Source organism: Cellulomonas sp. Leaf334 (assembly GCF_001424195.1).
In the GTDB taxonomy this organism is placed as follows: domain Bacteria; phylum Actinomycetota; class Actinomycetes; order Actinomycetales; family Cellulomonadaceae; genus Cellulomonas.
This window is the reverse complement of the sequence record NZ_LMOO01000001.1, coordinates 2130023-2150115: the sequence shown is the minus strand read 5'-3', so window position 1 is coordinate 2150115 and position 20093 is coordinate 2130023. Positions and strand designations below refer to the sequence as shown.

The window sequence follows — 20093 nt, the reverse complement described above, 5'->3', positions numbered from 1 at the left end:
CGATCAGCACAGATCAGCGAGGTGGTGCCGTGGGCGACTGCCAGCTGGGCGGTCCTCGGAGGGGGACGACGTCACGCCACCAGTCTCGGCCGGACCAGGGGACCTCGGCGGGTGTCGGCAGCGCGGGGCGGGGGACGACGACGACGGGTGCGGGTCCGCCGACAAGAGGACGCAGCCAGGCGGCGAGCCACCAGAGGGCGCGGTCGGCGCCGACGATCACGAGGGCTGCCGCGACGGTCGCGGCGATGTGCAGCACGAGCATCGCGGAGGCGCCGAGCAGCGGCTGCGCGAGCGCCGGGTCGACCGCCGTGCAGGCGGTCTGCGACTGCATGACCATGCCGGGGTGGTGCTGGTGCCCGAACATCGACGCCTGGTCGGTCGGCCCAGGCATGCAGGCCATGGACGTGAACAGGCTGAACGCCGAGTGCACCGCCAGCTGTCCGGCACCGAGCAGCGCGACCGCTCCGACGGGGCCGAGCCGGCGCCCGGTCAGCACGACGGCGGCGGCCAGCACGATCGCGGTCAGGCTGACGACGACCACGAACGGCGGGAGGGCACCCCCGGCGAGCACGTGCGCGAGGGCCGCGAGCGCGACCGTCACGACGGCGACGACGGCACCGCGCGCGAGGCGAAGCGGGCCGGTCGCGGGCGTGGGCATCCCGACACCGTAGCTGTGACGGGTGAGCGGCGTCCGCCCTGCTGAAGCGTTTATCCGCGTCGGAGCAGCGGGGAGGAAGCCTCTGTGGCGGGGAACACGTCGTGGGTGCACGGTTGTTGCGTCACGTTAGTTGTCCTGCGCAATCATTCCCCGTCGAGAAGGTCTCATGCCTCCCCAGCACACCCCCGTGGCGGAACCGCAGACGTTCGTGCCTCCGACGCACCGGGAGATCCTCACGATCCTCGGCGGTCTGATGCTCGGCATGTTCCTCGCCGCGCTCGACCAGACCATCGTCGCGACCTCCATCCGGACCATCGGCGACGACCTGCACGGGCTGTCCCTGCAGGCGTGGGTGACGACGGCGTACCTGCTGACCGCGACGATCTCGACGCCGCTGTACGGCAAGCTCTCCGACATCTACGGCCGCAAGCCGCTGTACCTGATCTCGATCTCGATCTTCGTGGTGGGCTCGCTGCTGTCCGGCACCGCGGACTCCATGTACCAGCTGGCGGTCTACCGCGGCGTCCAGGGCCTCGGCGCCGGCGGTCTCATGGCGCTCGCGATCACGATCCTCGGCGACCTCGTCGCCCCCCGCGAGCGTGCCCGCTACCAGGGGTACTTCCTGGCGGTGTTCGGTACCGCGTCGGTGCTCGGTCCCGTGGTCGGCGGGTTCTTCGCGGGGGCGGAGACCATCCTCGGGATCACGGGCTGGCGCTGGGTCTTCCTCATCAACGTGCCCATCGGCATCCTCGCGATCGTCGTCGTCGCGCGCGTCCTGCACCTGCCGCCGCTGCGGCGCGTCGAGCACCGGATCGACTACCCGGGCGCGCTCGCGCTCGTCGTCGCGCTGGTGCCGCTGCTGGTGGTCGCCGAGCAGGGCCGCATCTGGGGCTGGGACTCCCCGCGGTCGATCGCCTGCTACGTCGTCGGCGTGCTCGGGGTCGCGTCGTTCCTCCTGGCCGAGCGGTACGCGAAGGCCGACGCGATCCTGCCGCTGTCGCTGTTCCGGAACCGCACGTTCTCCGTGGGCGCCGCCGCCAACACCGTGATCGGTCTGGGCATGTTCGGCGGCCTGGCGACGCTCCCGCTGTACCTGCAGATCGTCAAGGGCCAGTCGCCCACCGAGGCCGGTCTGACGCTCATCCCGTTCACGCTGGGCATCATGACGGGCTCGATCGTCGCCGGTCAGACGACGTCGCGGACCGGCCGCTACAAGGCGTTCCCGGTGGTCGGCACGGTCCTCATGGGCCTCGGTGCGCTCTTCTTCTCCCGCCTCCAGGCGGACACGACGCTGCCGTACGTGTTCGCGGTGTCCATCCTGTTCGGCCTCGGCCTGGGCTTCACGATGCAGCCGCTGGTGCTCGCCGTGCAGAACGCCGTGGAGGTCCGGGACATGGGCGTCGCGACGTCGTCGTCGCTGTTCTTCCGGCAGATGGGCGGCACGCTGGGCACCGCGGTGTTCCTGTCGGTGCTGTTCTCGACGGTCGGCTCCAACATCGCGGCCGCGTTCCGGACCGCCTCGCAGACACCGGAGTTCCAGGCGGCCGTCGCGGACCCCGCGGTCGCGGCCGACCCGGCCAACGCGCCCGTCCTCGCGATGCTGCAGGGCGGCGGCGCGGTGCCGTCGCTGGACGACTCGTCGTTCATCAACAACCTCGACCCGCGGCTCGCGCAGCCGTTCCTCGACGGCTTCGCGCAGTCGGTGGACACCGTCCTGCTCCTGGCCGCGTTCATCATGGTGTTCGGCGTGATCCTCACGGTCATGCTGCCGGAGCTGCCGCTGCGGAACGTGTCGGGCATCCAGGGGCGGTTCGACGACGACGCCGCCGCGTCCGCCGCGGGAGTCACAGCCGTCGGCGGGGTCACGGCCGTCATCGCCGACGAGGCCGCCGTGTCCCGCGCCCAGGACGAACCCGCCCCGAGCGGGCACCCTGGAACTGGTGCCGCACCCGGGTGAACCTCGACGGGCCCGGCACCGTGACACAGGTGTCAGCCCCACCAGGTCCGACCCGGAGGTCCCGATGTCTGCCACAGCAGCGACAGCACAGACAGTCCCTCACTCCTGCGACGGCTGCCTGGACCGGCGGGAGGTGCTGGTCCGGGCGGGTCTGGTCACCATGGGGGTCGCCGCGGCGGGCGTGCTGGCCGCGTGCGGCGGCTCGGAGAGCCCGTCCGACGGGGCGCCCGCGGCGGCGAGCGGGGGTGCGTTGGCACAGGTGTCCGACATCCCGGTGGGCGGGGCGATCTCCGCGAAGGACGCCGACGGCAAGCCGATCATCCTGGTGCAGCCCGAGGCGGGCACGGTGGTCGCCCTGTCGGCCGTCTGCACGCACCAGCAGTGCACGGTCGCGCCGGAGGACGACGAGCTGAGGTGCCCCTGCCACGGGTCGGTGTTCGACCTGACCGGCGCCAACGTGTCCGGTCCTGCACCGTCGCCGCTGCCCGAGGTCGACGTGCACGTCAGCAACGGCGCCGTGCTCGCCGGGAAGGCCTGACCATGAGCTGGCACACCGGCACCCAGGCGACGTCCGACGTCCTGCGGGCCCTGCTGTCCGCGTGCGTGATGCTCTCCGCGGTCGTCCACCTCGACCTGTGGGCCAACGGCATGAACACCCTCGACGTCGTCGGTCCGGCGTTCCTGCTCAACGGTGTCGGCGGCCTGGTCCTCGGCGTCCTCGTGCTCGTCTGGCGGCACTGGCTCCCGCTGCTGGGCGCGGTCGGGTTCGGCGTCGCCACCCTGACGGCGTTCGTCATCTCGACGACACCCGGCGGGTTCTTCGGGGTGCACGAGCAGTGGGTGGGCATCCCGGTGTGGCTGTCGGCGATCTCGGAGATCGGCGCGATCGTGCTGGGGATCGCGGCCCTGGTCGTGGAGCGTCGGCAGACCTCAGTCCAGGGGTAGCGGCTCGCCGTCCAGGACCATCCGGCCCGCCCGGGCCTTCGCCTCGGCGGAGTCGGTGTGCCACAGTTCCACGAGCTCGGCGAGGTCCTGCTCCGTGTGGCCGGCGGCCCAGAACGCGTCGTACGCCTCCTGCTGCGGGTCCGGCGCCAGGACCTCGGGCACGGTCCCACCGGGCGCGACGGGGGGCGTCTGCCCGTCGAGGAGGAGCTGCCCGGCCTGCGCCTTGGTCGCGGTCACGTCGAGGTTCCACAGGTCCGCGAGCGCCCACGCATCGTCGATCGTGTAGCCCGCGCCCCAGAACGCCTCGTATTGCTCGCGCGTGTACCCGTCGGGCATCGCCGACCACTCGAGCCCCACCGTCTGCGCGACGCCCTCGACCACGCGGGCGACCTCGGAGTACGGGTTCGCGGCGGCCGCCGCGCCCGCACCGCCGACGGCGAGGGTGGAGATGACCGCACCGGCCACCGCGACCTTCGCGCCGCGGCGCACGAGGGTGGTCACGGTCGCCTCCGGCTCATGCGCGAGCGCTTCCTGGAGCCGCGACGCGACGACCGCCGGGTCGGGCTGGTCGGCGTCCCGCGAGTGGAGGGCGCGGGTGATCCGAGCGACCAGCTCGTCGTCGTGGTGGCTCATCGCTTCTCCGTTCGGGTGCTGAGGTCGGTGTCACGCAGGGTGGCCAGCGCTCGGCTGGCGTGGGACCGGACGGTGGCCGGGGAGGTGCCGAGGACCTCGGAGATCTCCGCGTCGCTCAGGCCCTCGTAGTACCGCAGGACCAGCACCGTCCGCTGTCGAGGGGGCAGCGTCTCGAGGTGTCCCCACATCGCGTCCTCCTCGACGACACCGTGGGCGTGGTCGCCGTGGGAGTCGGCGTGGGCGGCGAGGACCTCGTCGGCGGCCGGGCGGATCGTCCGGACGTGCCACCGGCGGCGCCAGGAGAGGTGCTCGTTGGTGACCATCCGGCGCAGGTACAGGTCGGGCCGGGCCATCAGAGCGATCCGGGTCCAGCGCACGTGCGCCCGCAGGAGCACCTCCTGGACCAGGTCGGCGGCGGTGTGCCCGTCTCCGGTGAGGACCGTCGCGTAGCGCAGCAGCCCCGCGAGGTGGACCCGGACCAGGTCGTCCAACTCGGGCTCGACGACCGGGATCGCGGCACTCTCCGGCGACGTCACCCCCGCGCTCACCGGTGCACCGCGACGAGGTCGTGCACCGTCGCGCCCTCGCCGGGGCGGGGCAGCGGCTGCGGGTCGAGGCAGCGGGCGAGCAGCGCCTCGACGAGCGCGGCCCGTCGCACGATGCTCGGCCCGTCGATCGCACCGGGCAGGATCCGCACCTCGAGCGTGTCCCGCACAGGCTTGCTGGTGACGAGCTGCGTGAGGTTGACGTCGGCGTACTTGGTCAGACCGGTCGCGTGCGTGACAGCGTCGGCATCGGTCTCGACCAGGTCCAGCAGCGCGTCCGGCAGCGGCGCCAGGCGCCGGCACGCGGGGTTGGTGTCCAGCGCGGCCCACAGCTGGTCCCGCCAGTGGCCGAACAGCCGCACGACGTTGGCGAAGGCCTCCGGCCGACGGAACGGTGCCCCGTCGACGTGCAGGTGCACGGCGGCCTCCCGCGGGACGGTGAAGCCGAGCTCACGCGCGGGCACCAGCAGCCGTTCGAGCGCGGCCCCGTGGTCGGTGTCGATGGGCGGCGTGATGATCTCGCACGGCCGTTCCCGCCCCGCCGGCAGCGGCATCGCGACGGCGACGGTGGCACCGCTGGGGTCGTCGACCCGGGCCGCCGAGCCGACCAGCTCGGTGCGCACCCCGAACAGCTCGGCGAGCGGGTCCAGCACCGTGGTGAGCGGGGCGTCGGGGTCGGCGTGCCGCTCGATCAGACGCAGCAGCCGGGCGTCGTCGCACAGGACGCGGTACCAGCCCGGACGCCGCGGGGCTCCGGGCACCAGGTCGGCCACGAGGGTGATGTCGTCGACGAGCCGCGCCACGGGACGTCCCGCGGCGTCGACCACGTCGAACGCCGGCGACAGGTGCCGGAAGACACCGACGCCCGGCACGACCGACGGCTCGGAGTCGGTGTGGAACGACCGTCGCACCTGACCGCCCAGGCGCGCGGCCAGGTCGTCGGCCAGCACCTGCCGGTCCGATCCCGCGGGGGCCAGGAGCTCGATCTCGAACCCGGTCCGCAGCGACAGCTCGTCCACGTCGTACTCCTCACGAAGGGTCGTGCCGGGCGACGGGCTCAGGACTGGCCGGGCGTGCCGCTGGGCGCCACGGGAGGAGTCTGCCCGTCGAGGAGCAGCTGCCCGGCCCGCGCCTTGGTCTCCGCGTACTCCGTGTTCCAGATCTCCCCCAGCGCCTCGACGTCCGCGTCCGTGTAGCCGGCACCCCAGAACGCCTCGAACTGCTCGTCCGTCAGCAGCACCGCGCCCTCGTCCCCGGCGTCGGACGTCGCGGTGTCCGTCGGCGCGACAGCCACCGGCACCGGCAGCCCGTCGAGGATCAGCTGCCCGGCCCGCGCCTTCGTCTCCGTGGTTCCGAGGTTCCACAGCGCGCTGAGCTCCTCGACGCTCTCCGGCGTGTACCCGGCACCCCAGAACGCCTCGTACTGCTCGGGCGTGTACCCGTCCGGCATCGTCGACCAGTCGACGCCCGCGGACTGCAGGAGCCCGGTGACCGACCGGGACAGCGCCGAGGTCGGGGCGGCCGCGGCCGCGACCCCGGTGCCGACGACGCACAGGCCGACCGCGACGACCCCGATGGCCACGAAGCGTCGAGTGGTGGGGCGGTGGTGCGTGGTGCTGGCGTCCATGAGGTCCTCCGGAGCTGCGTGCGGATGTGCGTACCCACCTAGAACGCGGCTCGACGCCCAGGTGTGCAGTCCAGATCGTGTCGTTGTGGGTCAGCCAACGTCGGCCCGTGCCCCTCGATCCAGGTGGTGATCTCGCGCTCGAGCGAGCGGGACGGCGCCGATGATCGACCAGCCACGACCTGGCGGAGCGACACCTCGTTGATGATGCGCGTGGTCAGCGCTAGACTATAAGCAATGTCGAGTGGAGGTTGGCAATGCTTATAGGTGACGTCTGGGCAGAGTTGGCACAGGTGCACGCCATTCGGCCGACCCTCACCCTGGACCGGCGCGCCGACATCGTGCTCGAGGGCCCCGAGCTGCTCCCGACCGCTTACGACGTGAAGACCGTCGCAGCGTTGCACCCCTCTCTCGTCAGCAGGTACGCCAAGAAGTTCGTGGCATACCCCGCGGCCCGCCCCTTGGTCATCACCGAGTCCGCCACCTCCGTCGCGCTCGATGCCGCCCGTGACGCCGGCCTGTCCGTTCTCGTCGCGCCGGAGCGCGGCCCGGTGACCGGCACGCTCATCGACCGCGACGGTCGGTCGCACACCATCGAGACTTCGCACGAGCCACCGAACGACCCGCCAACGAAGCCTGGTCGCTCGCCCTGGGGACAGCTCGCGCTCACGCTGGCGCTGCTGAACGACCCCACACCCCGGTCGCAGACCGAGCTCGCGCGCGAGACCGACCTGACACAGGCTCGGGTGTCGCAATCCTTCAAGCAGCTGAACGACATGGTCGAGCGCCGCCACGACGGATGGACGATCAGGCGGCGGGAGCTCGCGAGCAACTGGTTGGTCGAGAACTACCCGCGCCCCAAGACGTCGGCGACCTGGCTGACGCTCGACGCCCCCGTGCTGGCGACCACGGTGATCGCGGAAGTCCTGAGCGACGCGGGGGTGGAGTACGCGGTCACCGGCCAGGTCGCCGCAGACCGCTATGCGCCATGGGCACGGCCTGACCGCACCACGATCTGGGCAGAACGCCTCGTCGACCTGTCCGCCGCCCGCTGCACGCCTGTCGTAGCGGCGGACGCGACCGTGACGATCGTCGTCCCGGACGATCCACGGGCGCTGCATGACGCCGTCGAGCGCGACGGGCTGCGCCTGAGCGACCCGTGGAGGGTGTGGGTCACGCTGACCCAGGACGGTGACGAGGCCGCAGCGAACCATCTGCGCGCGCGGCTCCTGGACGGCGCTGGGGTCCCCACATGAGCGATCTGACCCTCGCGTCGACGTCGCGCGCGACCGACGTCGCTCCGGCTCGCGAGACGGCTGACGCCGACATGGGTGTGCCGTTCGACGTGCGCGGCGATGAAAGGTTGTTCGCAGCGCTGCTGCGCGCCGGGTACGTGCAGACCGAGGGCAATCGGTTCGTGCGCCTGGACGGCCACCGTGAGCTGGTGATCGACGTGCTCGCACCCTCGTACTTGGGGCGGCTCGTCACCCACCAGGAACACGGGCGACTCGTGGTCGACGAGATCCCCGGCCTCCAGACCGCGCTGCTCGAACAGCCGACGGTCGTCGAGATCACCGCCAACCTGACCGACGGGACCGAGGTCAGGATGACCCTGCTCCTGCCGGACGTCGGTGCGGCTCTAGTGATGAAGGCCCACTCCTACGTGGGCCGGCTCGCCAGGTCCGACGCGATCGACATCCACCGGCTGCTCGAAGCGGCGAACGTCGCAGGCCGCACGGCGCAGGACTGGCCCACCAGGGTCGAGGCACCCGCCGCAGCGAAGGTGCTGCACGACAGGTTCGGCACGAGGAGGCCCAACCAGTTCCTGAGCGGGGCTGCGGCCGCCAGGGTTCGGCTGCTCGTGCAGCGCGTCGTCCCAGCTGCCTGAGGGTTCTGGGCCCGGGCGCCCGTCTCTAGGGCCCCTCGAGCAGCCGTCGCTCGTACGCCGCCACGACCTGCGCCGACGTCCACCCCTCCGTGCCGACGGCCTGGTCACGACCGACGTACGGACCGCGCCCCCGCTCCGCCCCGAGCCAGCACGCCTCGTCGAGGAACACCGCGCGCGCCTGCGCGAACGACCGCGACGTGAACAGGGTGGTCGTCGTCCCGGCGTCCCGGTAGCCGACGACGAACCCGTCGTCGAACGTGATGGCCTCGCGCGCGGTGGACGCGCCGATCGCGAAGTCGACCCCGTCGACCAGGTCGTTGTCGAGGGCGTCGTCCCGCAGGTCGACGAGGTCCGGGGTTGCCGGCTGCGAAGAGACGCCCGTCGGCTCCTGGTCCGTCGGGGGCGCGTCGGCCACCTTCTCGAGGATGCGGAACCGGCGCAGGTCGCGCACGGTCAGCGGGACGCGGTTGGTGTCGAGGAACCGGACGGCACCGTCGTCCTCCTCCAGCAGCACCAGGCCGTCGACGACCAGCGGGTTGGCCGGGTCGACGCGGTAGCGGTGCGCGTCGGGCCTCCCCGTGGCGGCCCGCAGCACGTCCCCGCGTTCGTAGCCGACCCGTTCGAGGTCGAGGGCGTCGTCCTCGGTCAGGGTCCGGATCATCGGGTGAGTGTCACACGGTGGTGGGCGCTCAGCCCCAGACGAGGCCGTGCGACGGGTCGTGCAGCACGCGCGCGACGTCCGCGAGCACCTGCGAGCCCAGCGCCCCGTCCACCAGCCGGTGGTCGAAGCTCAGCGCCAGCTGCGTGACGTGCCGGATCCGGATCTTGCCCTTGTGCACCCACGGCTGCTCGCGGATGGCGCCGAACGCGAGGATCGCCGCCTCCCCCGGGTTGATGATCGGGGTACCCGTGTCGATGCCGAAGACGCCGACGTTCGTGATCGTGATCGTGCCGTCGGACATGTCCGTGGGCGACGTCTTCCCGGCCCGCGCGGTCGACGTCAGGTCCGCGAGCGCCCCCGCGAGGTCCTTGAGGTTCAGCCGGTGCGCGTCCTTCATGTTCGGCACGACGAGCCCTCGGGGCGTCGCCGCCGCGATCCCGAGGTTGATGTAGTGCTTGTAGACGATCTCCTGCGTCGCCTCGTCCCAGCTCCCGTTGATCTCCGGGTGCCGGCGCACGGCGAGCATCAGCGCCTTGGCGGCGATGAGCAGCGGTGTGACGCGGACGTCGGCGAACTCGCGGTCGGCCCGCAGGCGCTCGACCAGCTTCATCGTCTTGGTGACGTCGACCGTGTGGAACACGGTGACGTGCGGTGCGGTGAACGCGCTCGTGACCATCGCCTCCGCGGTCCGCTTGCGCACCGACTTCACGGGCACGCGCGTCTGGCGGCCGTCGGAGGACACCGTGCCGCTGGCCAGCCAGGGGGCGTCGTCGCCGGGGTAGGTGGCCAGGGTCCGCGCCTCGGCCTGCGCCGCGCGGCCGAGCACGTCCTCGCGCGTGACGATGCCGCCCGGGCCCGTCGGGGAGATCGAGTCCAGGTCGACGCCCAGCTCACGGGCCAGCTTGCGGACCGGGGGCTTGGCGAGCGCGTGCCGGGTGGCCTCGCGCTGCGACGAGGTGGCGGCCGGGCGGACCGGCGACGTGGCGGCGGGTGCCGACGGTGTCGTGGCTGCCGGGGAGCCGTCCGCGGTCCGCCCGCGCCGGCCGGTGGAGGGCTCGGCGAGCCCGTAGCCGACGAGCACCGCCTCGCGCGCTGCCGGCTCCGGCTTCGGGTCGGCCACGCGATCGGCACGTGCCGCCGCGATCTCGTCGGACCCGCCGGGCTCCACGCCCGCGTGCCGGTTCCCGCCACCGCGGTGGCCGTGCTCGATGGCGCCACCCGTCGACGCCGCCGCGGGCGGGGCGTCGTCGGTCTGCGGCGCGTCGCCCGTCGGATCGGTGTCGACCTCGATGATCGGCGTCCCGACATCGACGGTCTGGCCGGGCTCGACCAGCAGCCGCGTCACGACGCCGGCCCACGGGCTCGGCAGGTCGACCAGCGACTTCGCGGTCTCGATCTCGACGATCGTCTGGTTGACCTCGACGGTGTCGCCGACGGCCACGTGCCAGGCGACGATCTCGGCCTCGGTCAGGCCTTCGCCCGCGTCCGGGAGCGGGAACTGCTGGAAGGTCGGCACGGGGGTCTCCTCAGAAGGCCAGCGAGCGGTCGACCGCGTCGAGGACGCGGTCCAGCCCGGGCAGGTAGTCGTGCTCGATCTTGGCCACCGGGTACGGGGTGTGGAACCCGCCGACGCGCAGGACCGGGGCCTCCAGGTGGAAGAAGCAGTCCTCGGTGATGCGCGCGGCCACCTCGGCACCGGTGCCGTACAGGACCGGGGCCTCGTGCACGACGACGCAGCGGCCGGTGCGCTGGACCGACGCCGCGACCGTGGCGGTGTCGAGCGGGGACAGGGTCCGCAGGTCGACGACCTCGATGGACGTGCCCTCGGCGGCGGCGGTCTCGGCGGCCTTGAGCGCGGTCTGCACGGTCGGGCCGTAGGCGACGAGCGTGAGGTCCGTGCCCGCACGGAGCACCTTCGCCGAGTCCAGCGCCGGGTGCGGGGCGTCGACCGCCGCGTCCAGGTCGACGTCACCCTTCTCCCAGTAGCGGCCCTTCGGCTCGAAGAAGAGCACCGGGTCCGGGGAGGCGATGGCCTGCTGGATCATCGTGAACGCCTCGGCCGGGCTGGACGGGCTGATCACGCGCAGGCCGGCGGTGTGCGCGAACAGCGCCTCGGGCGACTCGCTGTGGTGCTCGACCGCGCCGATCCCGCCGCCGTACGGCACGCGGATGACGACGGGGAGCGTGAGCCGCCCCTTCGACCGGTAGTGCATCTTGGCCAGCTGGGTCGTGATCTGGTCGAACGCCGGGAAGATGAACCCGTCGAACTGGATCTCGCACACGGGCCGGTAGCCGCGCAGGGCCAGGCCGATCGCGGTCCCGACGATGCCGGACTCGGCCAGCGGGGTGTCGACGACGCGGTCCTGGCCGAAGTCCTTCTGCAGCCCGTCGGTCACGCGGAACACGCCACCGAGCGCCCCGATGTCCTCACCCATGAGGAGCACCTTGGGGCTCTGCTCGAGCGCCTTGCGCAGGCCGTGGTTGATCGCCTTGGCGAACGTGATGGTGCTCATCGGTGGCTCCCCTCACCGTCAAGGAACGACGACTCGTACTGCTCGAACCACTGCCGCTCGGCCTCCACGACGGAGTTCGGCGTCGCGTAGACGTGCTCGAACATCGACGCCGCCGACGGGCGGCCCATCGCGCGCACCGCGGTCCGGATGCGCTCACCGAGCGCGTCGCCCTCGGCAGCCAGGGTGTCGAGGAAGTCCTGCGGCAGCGCGCCGCGGTCCTCCAGGTACAGCCGGAGACGGTCGATCGGGTCCCGCTGGCGCCAGTACTCCTCCTCGGCGGCCGAGCGGTAGCGGCTCGGGTCGTCGGAGGTGGTGTGCGCGCCCATCCGGTACGTGAACGCCTCGATGAACGTCGGGCCACCGCCGGAGCGAGCCCGTTCGAGCGCCTCGGCCGTCACCGCGTACGTGGCCAGGACGTCGTTGCCGTCGACGCGCACGCTCGGGATGCCGAACCCGGGACCGCGGTCGGCCAGCGGCACGCGGGACTGCCGGCTGGTGGGCTCGGAGATGGCCCACTGGTTGTTCTGGCAGAAGAAGACGACCGGGGCGTTGTTCACCGCGGCGAACACGAGCGCCTCGTTGACGTCACCCTGCGAGGTCGACCCGTCGCCGAAGTACGTGACGACGGCCGAGTCCCGGGCAGGGTCGCCCGTGCCGACCGCACCGTCCCGCTGCAGCCCCATCGCGTAGCCGGTGGCGTGCAGCGTGTGCGAGCCGATGACCAGCGTGTACAGGTGGAACCCGTACGCCGTCGGGTCCCAGCCGCCGTGGTCGATGCCGCGGAACAGCCGCAGCACGTCCGCCAGGTCGACGCCCCGCGTGTACGCGACGCCGTGCTCGCGGTAGCTGGGGAACACCTGGTCCTGCGGGGCCAGCGCGCGGCCGGAGCCGATCTGCGCGGCCTCCTGGCCGAGGCACTGCGCGTACAGCGCGAGCTCGCCCTGCCGCTGCAGCGACGTCGCCTCGTTGTCGAACCGGCGCACCAGCACCATGTCGCGATAGAGCGCGCGCAGGGCGTCGGGGTCGAGGTGGGCGATGCGCGGGTCGTAGTCGGGGTGTGCGGTGCGCTGCCCGGTGGGGGTCAGCAGCTGCACGAGGCCGTCGTCGGTCTGGGGGCCGTTCGGGACCACGCGGTTCTCCTTCTCGGTGCAGCGGCGGGTGGGCCGCGCCGGGGTGAGGCTCGAAACCTACGACAGCGTAGGCTACGGCACCGTAGGTTGCGCGAGAAAGACCCGCACAAGCCTCGACGCCACCCCTTGTCGAGTCCCTACACCTCCTCCCGCACCGTCAGCGGTCGAGCCACTCCGCGGTGATCTCGAGCAGCAGGTCGGTCGCCTCGGGCTCACCGACGCTCACCCGGACGCCGTCGCCCTGGAACGGGCGCACGAGCACCCCGGCACGCCCGGAGCGCTCCGCGAACGCCGCCGCGTGGTCACCCAGCGGCAGCCAGACGAAGTTGGCCTGGCTGTCGGGGACCGTCCAGCCCTGCTTCCGGAGACCGGCCAGGAGCCGAGCACGCTCGGCGACGATCGCGTCGACCCTGGTCATGAGCTCGGCGGTCGCGCGCAGCGACGCGAGGGCCGCGAGCTGGCCGACGTGGGAGACGCCGAACGGGGTCGACGCCGCGCGGATCCCGGCCGCCAGGCGAGGACGCGCGACCGCGTAGCCGACCCGCAGACCCGCCAGCCCGAACGCCTTCGAGAACGTCCGCAGCAGCACCACGTTCGGGTGGTCGGCGAACACGGCCAGCCCGTCGGGCGCCTCCGGGTCGCGCACGAACTCGACGTACGCCTCGTCGAGCACGACCAGCACGTCCTTGGGCACCGCCGCCAGGAAGGTGGCCAGCTCGTCGGCGTGCACCGCGGGGCCGGTCGGGTTGTTCGGGGTGCACACCAGCACGACCTTGGTCCGCTCGGTGACCGCCGCGGCCATCGCCTCGAGGTCGAGCCGCCCGTCGTCGCCCACCGGCACCTGCACGCCCCGGGCGCCCGCCAGCGTCACGGCGATCGGGTACGCCTCGAACGAGCGCCACGGCACGACCACCTCGTCGTCCGGCTGGCACACCGCGGTCAGCACGTGCCCGAGCACCGCGACGGAGCCGCACCCGGCCACGATGGCCTCGGGCGCCACCCCGAGCGACGCCGCGATCGCCCCGACCAGCTCGGTGGCGTACATGTCCGGGTACCGGTTGACGTCCTCGGCCGCGTCGGAGATGGCGAGCACCACCGACGGCAGGGGCGGGTACGGGTTCTCGTTGGACGACAGCTTGAACGCCGCGGCGCCGACCGGGACGCGGGCCCCGGGGACGTAGGGCGGCAGGTCTGCCAGGGCCGGACGCAGGGGGACGCGAGTCACGGGCCCAGCATGCCACCGCCCGCCGCGGGCACCGCCAGACGGGACGCCGGGGCTGTGCCCGAGGTGGACGAACCCGGCAGCGCGCCTCGGAGCGCCCCCACGCACCCGATGGCAGGATCGGCCCATGGCCTTCCTCGTCCGCGTGCTCATCAACGGTGTCGCCATCTGGCTGGCGACGCTGATCCTGCCCGGCCTCGAGATCGTCGGCGGCGACGGTGGGTGGCAGAACCTCTGGATCATCCTGCTCATCGCGCTGGTGTTCGGGATCGTCAACGCCATCGTGAAGCCGATCGTCGCGTTCATCTCGATCCCGCTGTACATCCTCACCCTCGGCCTGTTCACCATCATCGTGAACGCCCTCATGCTCATGCTGACCGCGTGGATCACCGAGGCGACCAGCTGGGGTCTGCGGATCGACAACTTCGGGGTCGCGTGCTGGGGCGCCATCATCATCTCGATCGTCAGCCTCGTCCTCTCGGTCCTCATCCCGGGTCCGCGGGTCGAGCGCTCGTCGTCCACCGAGGTCAGCTACTAGGCCGCACCGTCGGCACCTGTGCCGCGACGACCGCCGGGTCCCGCGTCACCTGGAACTGGCGGGTGACGGCGGTCGTGCCGGGCGGCCCGAGCACCTCCTGGGCCGCGGCGTCGAACGCCCGCATGCCCGGGCTCCCCGCGAGCTCCCGCTCGGCCTCGGCCGCGGTCTCGACATAGCGGCGGATCGCGTGCGCCTCGACGATGGTCGGAGCCGTCGGCCCGCCGCTTGTCGCCAGGTCCCGGGTGACCACCGTGACGTTCGCGCTCGTCCGGTCCGGGAAGCCGTCCAGCTGTGGGACGACGTCCTCGGTGTGCCGGTAGTGGCGCACCTGCACCCCCGGCGGCACGGGCTTCGGGATGTCCGGCGCTCCGGCCGTCACGACCGCGCGCACCGAGTACGCCCCGCCGACCGCCGCCGCGACCGACATGCCCACCATCCCGCCCTGGCTGTGCCCCGCCAGCAGGACCGGCTCGTCCGCCCCGATCCCGGACCGCCGCATGGCGTCGAGCACCGCGTCCGTCAGGTCGTCGGGCATGCCTGCCAGCAGCCGGCCGTTGGTCGTCAGGTCCATCGGGTTGTCGTCGTTGAGATCCCAGTCCTCGGTGCCCGGGATCTCGACCACCCAGCCCGTCGTCCCGTCGGGGTGCGTGAGCTCCTGCACGGAGACCACACCCTCGGGCGTCCCCAGGCGGAACGGGGTGGGCTCGCGGTCGTAGCTGCGGGCCACGTTGTCGAGGACGGCGGCCACCGTCCCCGGCACGGGCAGCTGTGGCGGGTCGCCGACCGCGAGCAGGGCGGTCGGACCGGCGGGCGGCACGGCGCCGAACAGGAGGCGAGCACCCTCGGGGACGGGCCGCAGGGTCGGGACCTGCCGCCCGGGCGCGGACGCGCGGACGAACGCGCCGACGGCCAGCAGCTCCAGCTCCACGCGACCGTCGGCGGTCAGCGCGCCCGCGGCACGTCGGGCGTGCTGGGCGATCAGAGGCGCGAACGGGTCTGGCCGCTGGAACAGCAGCGACCGGACCGCGCTGCCCGCGACCACGCCGCCCACGGCCGCCGCGACGACACCCGTCCCCAGCGCGCCGAGCCCCGCAGCCACGAGCGGCCGCTCCCCGAGCTCCCCCGCGACCGCGACGACAGCCCCTCGCACGGCACGGTGCGCGAGCGACTCGGCCTCCGTGTACAGCTCCACGACCCGGCGCAGCGAGGTCGCCAACCCTCGTAGGTGGTCGGCGACCCGCCACGGTGAGGCCCGCACGGCCGCAAGAGTCCGCCGCGCCTCCGTCCCCGCGGGGCTGAGCGGGTCGCACGCCTCTCCCGCACGCGCCAGGGTCCACGCCACGGCCTCGAGCCGGTCGGCGGCGCCCTCGAGCAACCGGCACGTGTACGCGAGCTCCTCCAGGTCGGCGACCGTCGGCCCGGGACCGCCGACGACGACGTAGCCGGTCACAGGCCTCCCGTCCCCAGGTCCGCCGCCGCGACCGGCTGCACCGTCCGCTCGACCGCCACCAGCACCCCGTGCACGGATCCGTGCGCCTCGTCGAGAGCGGCGCGGAACCGGTCCGCGGCGCCGGACGACCACGACATCGCGGTGGCGCCGCGCAGCGCCCGCGACGCGGACTCGATGTCGTCGAGCGCGCGCAGGACCAGGGGCAGACCGTCGGCGGGAGGCATGCCGGAGACGCTACGAAGACCGGCACGATGACGGGGAACGCCTGTGGAGCCTGCGGGCTGTGGGCGGCTCGATCGCTACGGCGTCACGCTGGACTAGGACCGCCGGGGCAGCAGCAGCACCGACGCACCGATCGCCGCGACGAGCGCGAGCGCCCGCCACAGGTCGCCGCCCCCGAGCGCCACGCCACCGAGCACCGTCGCCACCACGGCCAGCACCTGGACTCCCACCTGCACAATCGCGACGTCCCGCAGCCCCTGCACCACGACCCCGAGCTCGACCTGCGTCCGCCACGACGTTCGCGCCGCGAGCGCCCCCGCCCAGAGCATCAGGTGCACCAGCAGGACCAGGAGCATGAGCATGCCCAGCGCGAGCGGCTCGCCCGTGGCCACCCGCGCCGCGACGACCAGGACGACGAGCGCGGTCAGCCCGAGCCCCGGGATGACGACGGCCGCGACGACCAGCGCGACGAACCCCGCCACGAGCACCGGGTGGAGCCGCGCCCCGGCGAACGCGACCAGCAGCGTCGCCGCACCGAGCACCCCGACCACACCGCGCAGCGCCCAGGCCGGGACCGGCCGGACGAGGTCGACGCTCACCTCGCTCATCGTGCGGCCCCCGCCCTGCGCTGCGCGCGCCTCGCCAGCGTCGCGAGCGCGACGTGCGGCGAGTCCCGCCACGTCACCAGCTCGACGTCCAGGTCGGCCAGCTCGGCCAGCCGGTCCTCGCGGGCCATCCGGATCATCCGCATCGCGAGCCGTTCCCGGTCGCCGAGGTTCCGCTCCCGCAGCGTCGGCAGCACGTCGACCGCGACCACGCGGTGCCCGGCACGCCGCCAGACACCGGCCACGAGGGACGCCTCGTCGTCGAGGAACGTGGAGAAGAGCATCACGAGCGCGCCCGAGGGGAGCTGCGGGGCGCGCAGGCGACGCAACGGGTCCCCCTCGGGGTGCGTGAGGGCCAGCGCGTGCCGGATGCGGTCGAGCTGTCGTCGCCCCCCGCCCGGCGGGAGCGGTCGCCGGACCGCGCCGAGGTCGTCGAGCCCCACCCGGTCGCCGAGGTTGAGGAACCCCTGCGCGGCCGACGTCGCCGCCTGCCGGGCGAGGTCGAGCGAGGTCGGGTCCTGCGCCCGCGGCGGCGTCGAGCCCCGCCACGTCATGGGGTCGGGCCCGACGTCGTCGCGGGAGTCCACGACCAGGACGACGACCGCCTCGGCGAGCGCGTGCTCGCGCCGGACGTAGAGCTCGTGCAGGTCGGGGGCGCGCCGGGCCGTGACGCGCCAGTCGATCCGTCGCAGCCGGTCCCCGGGTGCGAACGGGTGCACGTCGCGCAGGCCGCCGCCCTCTCCGGGTCGCCGGGACTCGTGGGCACCGGTCAGCCCGCGCAGCCGCGGCGGGAGCGGCAGGTCGCCGAGCGGGCGGGCGCCGGGCAGCACGAGGGCGGAGCGTGACGCGGGAGCGCTGGGCTCGGACAGGCTCGCGGCGCCGGGTCCGACACCCTGCACGTCGACGAACGCGAGGTCCTGCGGGCCGGTGCGGACGGTGCGCACGACGAGCGGGAAGCGGCGGGTGCCGTCGACGACGACCCACGCGTCGAGCAGCACGCTGGAGGCGCGCCGGGCACCGACGAGCACCGTCCCCGGTGCCGTGACCACCACGTCGGCCCGCAGGGTCCCCGCGGCCGGCGGCGCGTCCGAGGCCTCCAGCCGCACCGTCGGGTCGACCGACGGCCGGCGCTGCCAGTCCCGCACCCCGGCGATCAGCGGCGCGACACCGAGCACCGCGACGTCCGGCCGCCCCAGCAGTGCCCCGACGACGACCAGCGCCAGGCCGGCGACGACGCCGACCGTCGTCGCGCGCGAGCGCACCCAGGTCATAGGCGTCGCGCCGTCGTCGGACCCGCCACCCGCGTCAGGACGTCCTCGACGACCCCTTGCGGCGCCGTGCCGGTGGCCCAGGCCTGCGGGGTCAGCGAGAGGCGGTGGGCCAGCGCGGGCACGGCGACGGCCTTGACGTCCTCGGGCGTCACGAAGTCCCGGCCGGAGAGCACCGCGAGCGACCGCGCGACGAGCACCAGGGCCTGCGAGCCGCGCGGCGAGGCACCCACCTCGACGGCGTCGTGCGCTCGGGTGGCCGCGGCGAGGTCGACGCAGTACCGCAGGATGTCGGTGTCCACGGTGACGGCCTCGACGCCGGCCTGCATCGCGCGCAGCGTGGCCGCGTCGACGACGGTCCGCACGGAGCCCATCTCCTGCCGCCGCGCGAGCCGGCGAGCGAGCACGTCGACCTCCGCGTCGCGCTCGGGGTAGCCCACCGCGACGCGGACCATGAACCGGTCGAGCTGGGCCTCCGGGAGCGGGTACGTGCCCTCGTACTCGACGGGGTTCGACGTGGCGACGACGTGGAACGGGTCGGGCAGCCGGTACGTCTCGCCGTCGACGGTGACCTGCCGCTCGGCCATCGCCTCCAGCAGCGCCGACTGGGTCTTCGGGGCGGTCCGGTTGATCTCGTCGGCCAGGAGCAGCCCCGCGAAGACAGGTCCCGGGCGGAACGCGAACGACGCCGTCGCCGGGTCGAAGACGCTGGACCCGGTGATGTCCGACGGCAGCAGGTCGGGCGTGCACTGCACCCGCCGGAACGCGAGCCCCAGGGCGGTCGCGAGGCTCCGGGCGGCCAGCGTCTTGCCCAGCCCGGGCACGTCCTCGAACAGCACGTGGCCACCGCCGAGGACGGCCGCGAGCGCAACTTTCAGCGGCTCGCGCATGCCGACGACGAGCGTCGCGACCTCGTCGAGCACAGCGCTCCCGCGGTCCGCGACCTGCGCGACGGTGAGGGTGGTGGGCTGCTCGGTCATGACAGGGGGCTCCCAGGGTTGTCGGTGCGGGTCTCTCGCGTCGGTCCGAGGCGGTCGAGCACGTCGAGGGTGTGCCGGACGTCGGCGACGCTCGGCAGCGGTGAGCGCGTGGTGGTCAGCGTGCGGAGGGCGCGCGAGCCGAGGACCTGCTCGACCTCCGGGTCGTCCAGCGTCAGCCCGTGCCGCGCGAGCCGGCTCCGTCCCACCTCGCGCAGCTGGCGCAGGACGCGCTCACCGATCCGCCCGTCCCGGCCGACCATCGTCCACACCAGGTCCTGCACCTCGCCGCGCGCGCCGTGCCGCCGGACGTAGTGCCTGCGGTCCCAACCGGGGTCGGCCGCCCCGTCCATCCGCGTGACGAGCAGCACGGCCGCCGCCACGACCAGCCCGACGAGCACCGACGACACCACGGTCAGCCCGCCTGCCACACAGAGGACGAAGGCGCCGAGGAACCCGGTAGGCGGCCGCCAGTCCCACCTCACGGTTCCTGCACCCGTCGGGTCAGGTCGCCGGCGATCGCCGCCAGGCTCGTGCGGGCCGCCTCGACGTCCCGGGGGGTGAGCACATGGTCCGAGTACCGCGCCGCCAGGTACAGCTCCAGCAGGACGCGCGTCGCCCCCGGGTCCGCGCGAGTGCTGTCGAGCACCTCGACCGTGAACTCCGTGGCCGTCTGCGCGCGGTCCCGCACGAGACCGCTGCGCTCCGCCGACGCCTCCAGCGCCACCCACGCCGCGATCACCGCGTCGCCGGGCGGCACCTCGTCCTCGAGCACCTGCGCGGCGCGCCGGACGCCCTCGCGCAGCGCCGGCGTCGCACTGTCCTGGACGTCCCCCGCGAGCTCGACGTCCGGGTCGGCGGCGTCGACGTCGAACGGCGTCCGCTCCTGCAGCTTCCTGCGGATCCACCGGACCAGCAGCCCCAGCACGACCGCGAGCAGCGCTGCCAGGACCAGCAGGATCACCAGGTAGACCCAGCGCTGCATCACCGGCAGCACCTGCTCCCCGTCGAGCACCTGCTCGGGGTCGGTCGGGCCCGTGGTGGTCGGCGCCAGGGTGGCGGGCATCGTGACCGTCGGGAGCCCCGTGTTCCGGTGCCCCAGTCGCAGCGGCCCTGCGAACGCCGACCCGACCACCGCGACCACGACGAACGCACCGACCAGCAGCACCGCGCTCGGCCTGCGGGTCTGCGTCGCCACGGGGCTCCTCGTCGTCGGGGACCGGCGGGGTGCGCCGGTGCGCACAGGCTACTGATCGG

The 20093-nt window shown here is 73.4% G+C and carries 23 protein-coding genes; 6 read left to right on the top strand and 17 right to left on the bottom strand.

All coding sequences use genetic code 11. The features are described from left to right. Nucleotides 1-13: 13 nt before the first annotated feature. Nucleotides 14-658, bottom strand: a complete 645-nt coding sequence (locus ASF78_RS09970; protein ID WP_056587537.1) for a hypothetical protein — start codon at nt 656-658, stop codon at nt 14-16. 166 nt (nt 659-824) lie between these two features. Between ASF78_RS09970 and ASF78_RS09965 the strand changes: the two genes are divergently transcribed. The 3 genes from ASF78_RS09965 to ASF78_RS09955 all read left to right on the top strand — a co-directional run bounded on the left by ASF78_RS09965 (nt 825) and on the right by ASF78_RS09955 (nt 3560). Then, nucleotides 825-2615, top strand: a complete 1791-nt coding sequence (locus tag ASF78_RS09965; protein WP_082494896.1) for an MDR family MFS transporter — start codon at nt 825-827, stop codon at nt 2613-2615. 64 nt (nt 2616-2679) lie between these two features. After that, nucleotides 2680-3153, top strand: coding sequence for a ubiquinol-cytochrome c reductase iron-sulfur subunit (locus ASF78_RS09960; RefSeq protein ID WP_082494895.1), 474 nt, complete (start codon nt 2680-2682; stop codon nt 3151-3153). Between the two features lie 2 nt (nt 3154-3155). After that, entirely contained in the window at nt 3156-3560 is a 405-nt protein-coding gene (locus ASF78_RS09955; protein ID WP_056587534.1) for a hypothetical protein, read from the top strand. On the opposite strand, the gene ASF78_RS09950 is transcribed toward ASF78_RS09955, so the two are convergent. Genes ASF78_RS09950 through ASF78_RS21960 form a run of 4 tightly spaced genes read right to left on the bottom strand, consistent with a single transcriptional unit; the run spans nt 3546 to nt 6365 of the window. Beyond that, nucleotides 3546-4193: a hypothetical protein gene (locus ASF78_RS09950; RefSeq protein ID WP_056587532.1), complete on the bottom strand. Its 648-nt coding sequence runs from the start codon at nt 4191-4193 to the stop codon at nt 3546-3548. The two genes, ASF78_RS09955 and ASF78_RS09950, sit on opposite strands and share 15 nt — an antisense overlap. Continuing rightward, nucleotides 4190-4741: an RNA polymerase sigma factor gene (locus ASF78_RS09945; protein ID WP_200940537.1), complete on the bottom strand. Its 552-nt coding sequence runs from the start codon at nt 4739-4741 to the stop codon at nt 4190-4192. The genes ASF78_RS09950 and ASF78_RS09945 overlap by 4 nt, the downstream gene beginning before the upstream one ends. Next, complete coding sequence (locus tag ASF78_RS09940) at nt 4738-5757, bottom strand: amidoligase family protein (protein WP_082494893.1); 1020 nt, start codon at nt 5755-5757, stop codon at nt 4738-4740. The genes ASF78_RS09945 and ASF78_RS09940 overlap by 4 nt, the downstream gene beginning before the upstream one ends. Before the next feature lie 38 nt (nt 5758-5795). Then, nucleotides 5796-6365 carry a hypothetical protein gene (locus tag ASF78_RS21960; protein WP_082494892.1) on the bottom strand — a complete coding sequence of 190 codons (570 nt, stop codon included), beginning with the start codon at nt 6363-6365 and terminating at the stop codon, nt 5796-5798. 290 nt (nt 6366-6655) lie between these two features. Between ASF78_RS21960 and ASF78_RS09935 the strand changes: the two genes are divergently transcribed. After that, nucleotides 6656-7618: a hypothetical protein gene (locus ASF78_RS09935; protein ID WP_056587529.1), complete on the top strand. Its 963-nt coding sequence runs from the start codon at nt 6656-6658 to the stop codon at nt 7616-7618. Further along, nucleotides 7615-8250, top strand: a complete 636-nt coding sequence (locus tag ASF78_RS09930; protein ID WP_056587528.1) for a hypothetical protein — start codon at nt 7615-7617, stop codon at nt 8248-8250. Before ASF78_RS09935 ends, ASF78_RS09930 begins: the two co-directional genes overlap by 4 nt. Nucleotides 8251-8275: 25 nt before the next feature. Here ASF78_RS09930 and ASF78_RS09925 read toward each other — a convergent pair whose 3' ends face one another. The 5 genes from ASF78_RS09925 to hisC all read right to left on the bottom strand — a co-directional run bounded on the left by ASF78_RS09925 (nt 8276) and on the right by hisC (nt 13779). After that, on the bottom strand, nt 8276-8911 hold the full coding sequence (locus ASF78_RS09925; RefSeq protein WP_056587526.1) for a hypothetical protein: 636 nt from the start codon (nt 8909-8911) through the stop codon (nt 8276-8278). A gap of 28 nt (nt 8912-8939) precedes the next feature. Then, on the bottom strand, nt 8940-10427 hold the full coding sequence (locus ASF78_RS09920) for a dihydrolipoamide acetyltransferase family protein (protein ID WP_056587523.1): 1488 nt from the start codon (nt 10425-10427) through the stop codon (nt 8940-8942). Between the two features lie 10 nt (nt 10428-10437). Further along, on the bottom strand, nt 10438-11424 hold the full coding sequence (locus tag ASF78_RS09915; RefSeq protein ID WP_056587520.1) for an alpha-ketoacid dehydrogenase subunit beta: 987 nt from the start codon (nt 11422-11424) through the stop codon (nt 10438-10440). Beyond that, on the bottom strand, nt 11421-12554 hold the full coding sequence (gene pdhA / locus ASF78_RS09910) for a pyruvate dehydrogenase (acetyl-transferring) E1 component subunit alpha (protein WP_056587518.1): 1134 nt from the start codon (nt 12552-12554) through the stop codon (nt 11421-11423). Before pdhA ends, ASF78_RS09915 begins: the two co-directional genes overlap by 4 nt. A gap of 157 nt (nt 12555-12711) precedes the next feature. Next, nucleotides 12712-13779, bottom strand: coding sequence for a histidinol-phosphate transaminase (gene hisC, locus ASF78_RS09905; RefSeq protein WP_056587515.1), 1068 nt, complete (start codon nt 13777-13779; stop codon nt 12712-12714). Between the two features lie 124 nt (nt 13780-13903). On the opposite strand from hisC, the gene ASF78_RS09900 reads away from it, so the two are divergent. Continuing rightward, nucleotides 13904-14314, top strand: a complete 411-nt coding sequence (locus tag ASF78_RS09900) for a phage holin family protein (protein WP_056587512.1) — start codon at nt 13904-13906, stop codon at nt 14312-14314. Here ASF78_RS09900 and ASF78_RS09895 read toward each other — a convergent pair. The 7 genes from ASF78_RS09895 to ASF78_RS09865 all read right to left on the bottom strand — a co-directional run bounded on the left by ASF78_RS09895 (nt 14304) and on the right by ASF78_RS09865 (nt 20034). Beyond that, nucleotides 14304-15764: a hypothetical protein gene (locus ASF78_RS09895; protein ID WP_056587511.1), complete on the bottom strand. Its 1461-nt coding sequence runs from the start codon at nt 15762-15764 to the stop codon at nt 14304-14306. The two genes, ASF78_RS09900 and ASF78_RS09895, sit on opposite strands and share 11 nt — an antisense overlap. After that, on the bottom strand, nt 15761-15988 hold the full coding sequence (locus ASF78_RS09890) for a hypothetical protein (protein ID WP_056587508.1): 228 nt from the start codon (nt 15986-15988) through the stop codon (nt 15761-15763). The genes ASF78_RS09895 and ASF78_RS09890 overlap by 4 nt, the downstream gene beginning before the upstream one ends. Before the next feature lie 93 nt (nt 15989-16081). Further along, entirely contained in the window at nt 16082-16585 is a 504-nt protein-coding gene (locus tag ASF78_RS09885) for a hypothetical protein (protein ID WP_156374096.1), read from the bottom strand. A 5-nt stretch (nt 16586-16590) separates the two neighbouring features. Then, nucleotides 16591-17862 (bottom strand): DUF58 domain-containing protein, encoded by a 1272-nt coding sequence (locus ASF78_RS09880; RefSeq protein WP_056587502.1) that lies wholly within the window; start codon nt 17860-17862, stop codon nt 16591-16593. Next, nucleotides 17859-18839: a MoxR family ATPase gene (locus ASF78_RS09875; RefSeq protein WP_056587500.1), complete on the bottom strand. Its 981-nt coding sequence runs from the start codon at nt 18837-18839 to the stop codon at nt 17859-17861. The genes ASF78_RS09880 and ASF78_RS09875 overlap by 4 nt, the downstream gene beginning before the upstream one ends. After that, entirely contained in the window at nt 18836-19321 is a 486-nt protein-coding gene (locus ASF78_RS09870) for a hypothetical protein (protein WP_156374095.1), read from the bottom strand. Before ASF78_RS09870 ends, ASF78_RS09875 begins: the two co-directional genes overlap by 4 nt. Next, nucleotides 19318-20034, bottom strand: a complete 717-nt coding sequence (locus ASF78_RS09865; RefSeq protein WP_056587494.1) for a DUF4129 domain-containing protein — start codon at nt 20032-20034, stop codon at nt 19318-19320. The genes ASF78_RS09870 and ASF78_RS09865 overlap by 4 nt, the downstream gene beginning before the upstream one ends. Nucleotides 20035-20093 lie beyond the last annotated feature (59 nt).

Excerpts from the sequence above, each read along its gene's own strand:
- ASF78_RS09970 (WP_056587537.1), bottom strand. The coding sequence starts at position 658 with ATGCCCACGCCCGCGACCGGCCCGCTTCGCCTCGCGCGCGGTGCCGTC.
- ASF78_RS09965 (WP_082494896.1), top strand. The coding sequence starts at position 825 with ATGCCTCCCCAGCACACCCCCGTGGCGGAACCGCAGACGTTCGTGCCT.
- ASF78_RS09960 (WP_082494895.1), top strand. The coding sequence starts at position 2,680 with ATGTCTGCCACAGCAGCGACAGCACAGACAGTCCCTCACTCCTGCGAC.
- ASF78_RS09955 (WP_056587534.1), top strand. The coding sequence starts at position 3,156 with ATGAGCTGGCACACCGGCACCCAGGCGACGTCCGACGTCCTGCGGGCC.
- ASF78_RS09950 (WP_056587532.1), bottom strand. The coding sequence starts at position 4,193 with ATGAGCCACCACGACGACGAGCTGGTCGCTCGGATCACCCGCGCCCTC.
- ASF78_RS21960 (WP_082494892.1), bottom strand. The coding sequence starts at position 6,365 with ATGGACGCCAGCACCACGCACCACCGCCCCACCACTCGACGCTTCGTG.
- ASF78_RS09930 (WP_056587528.1), top strand. The coding sequence starts at position 7,615 with ATGAGCGATCTGACCCTCGCGTCGACGTCGCGCGCGACCGACGTCGCT.
- ASF78_RS09925 (WP_056587526.1), bottom strand. The coding sequence starts at position 8,911 with ATGATCCGGACCCTGACCGAGGACGACGCCCTCGACCTCGAACGGGTC.
- ASF78_RS09915 (WP_056587520.1), bottom strand. The coding sequence starts at position 11,424 with ATGAGCACCATCACGTTCGCCAAGGCGATCAACCACGGCCTGCGCAAG.
- ASF78_RS09900 (WP_056587512.1), top strand. The coding sequence starts at position 13,904 with ATGGCCTTCCTCGTCCGCGTGCTCATCAACGGTGTCGCCATCTGGCTG.
- ASF78_RS09890 (WP_056587508.1), bottom strand. The coding sequence starts at position 15,988 with ATGCCTCCCGCCGACGGTCTGCCCCTGGTCCTGCGCGCGCTCGACGAC.
- ASF78_RS09880 (WP_056587502.1), bottom strand. The coding sequence starts at position 17,862 with ATGACCTGGGTGCGCTCGCGCGCGACGACGGTCGGCGTCGTCGCCGGC.
- ASF78_RS09875 (WP_056587500.1), bottom strand. The coding sequence starts at position 18,839 with ATGACCGAGCAGCCCACCACCCTCACCGTCGCGCAGGTCGCGGACCGC.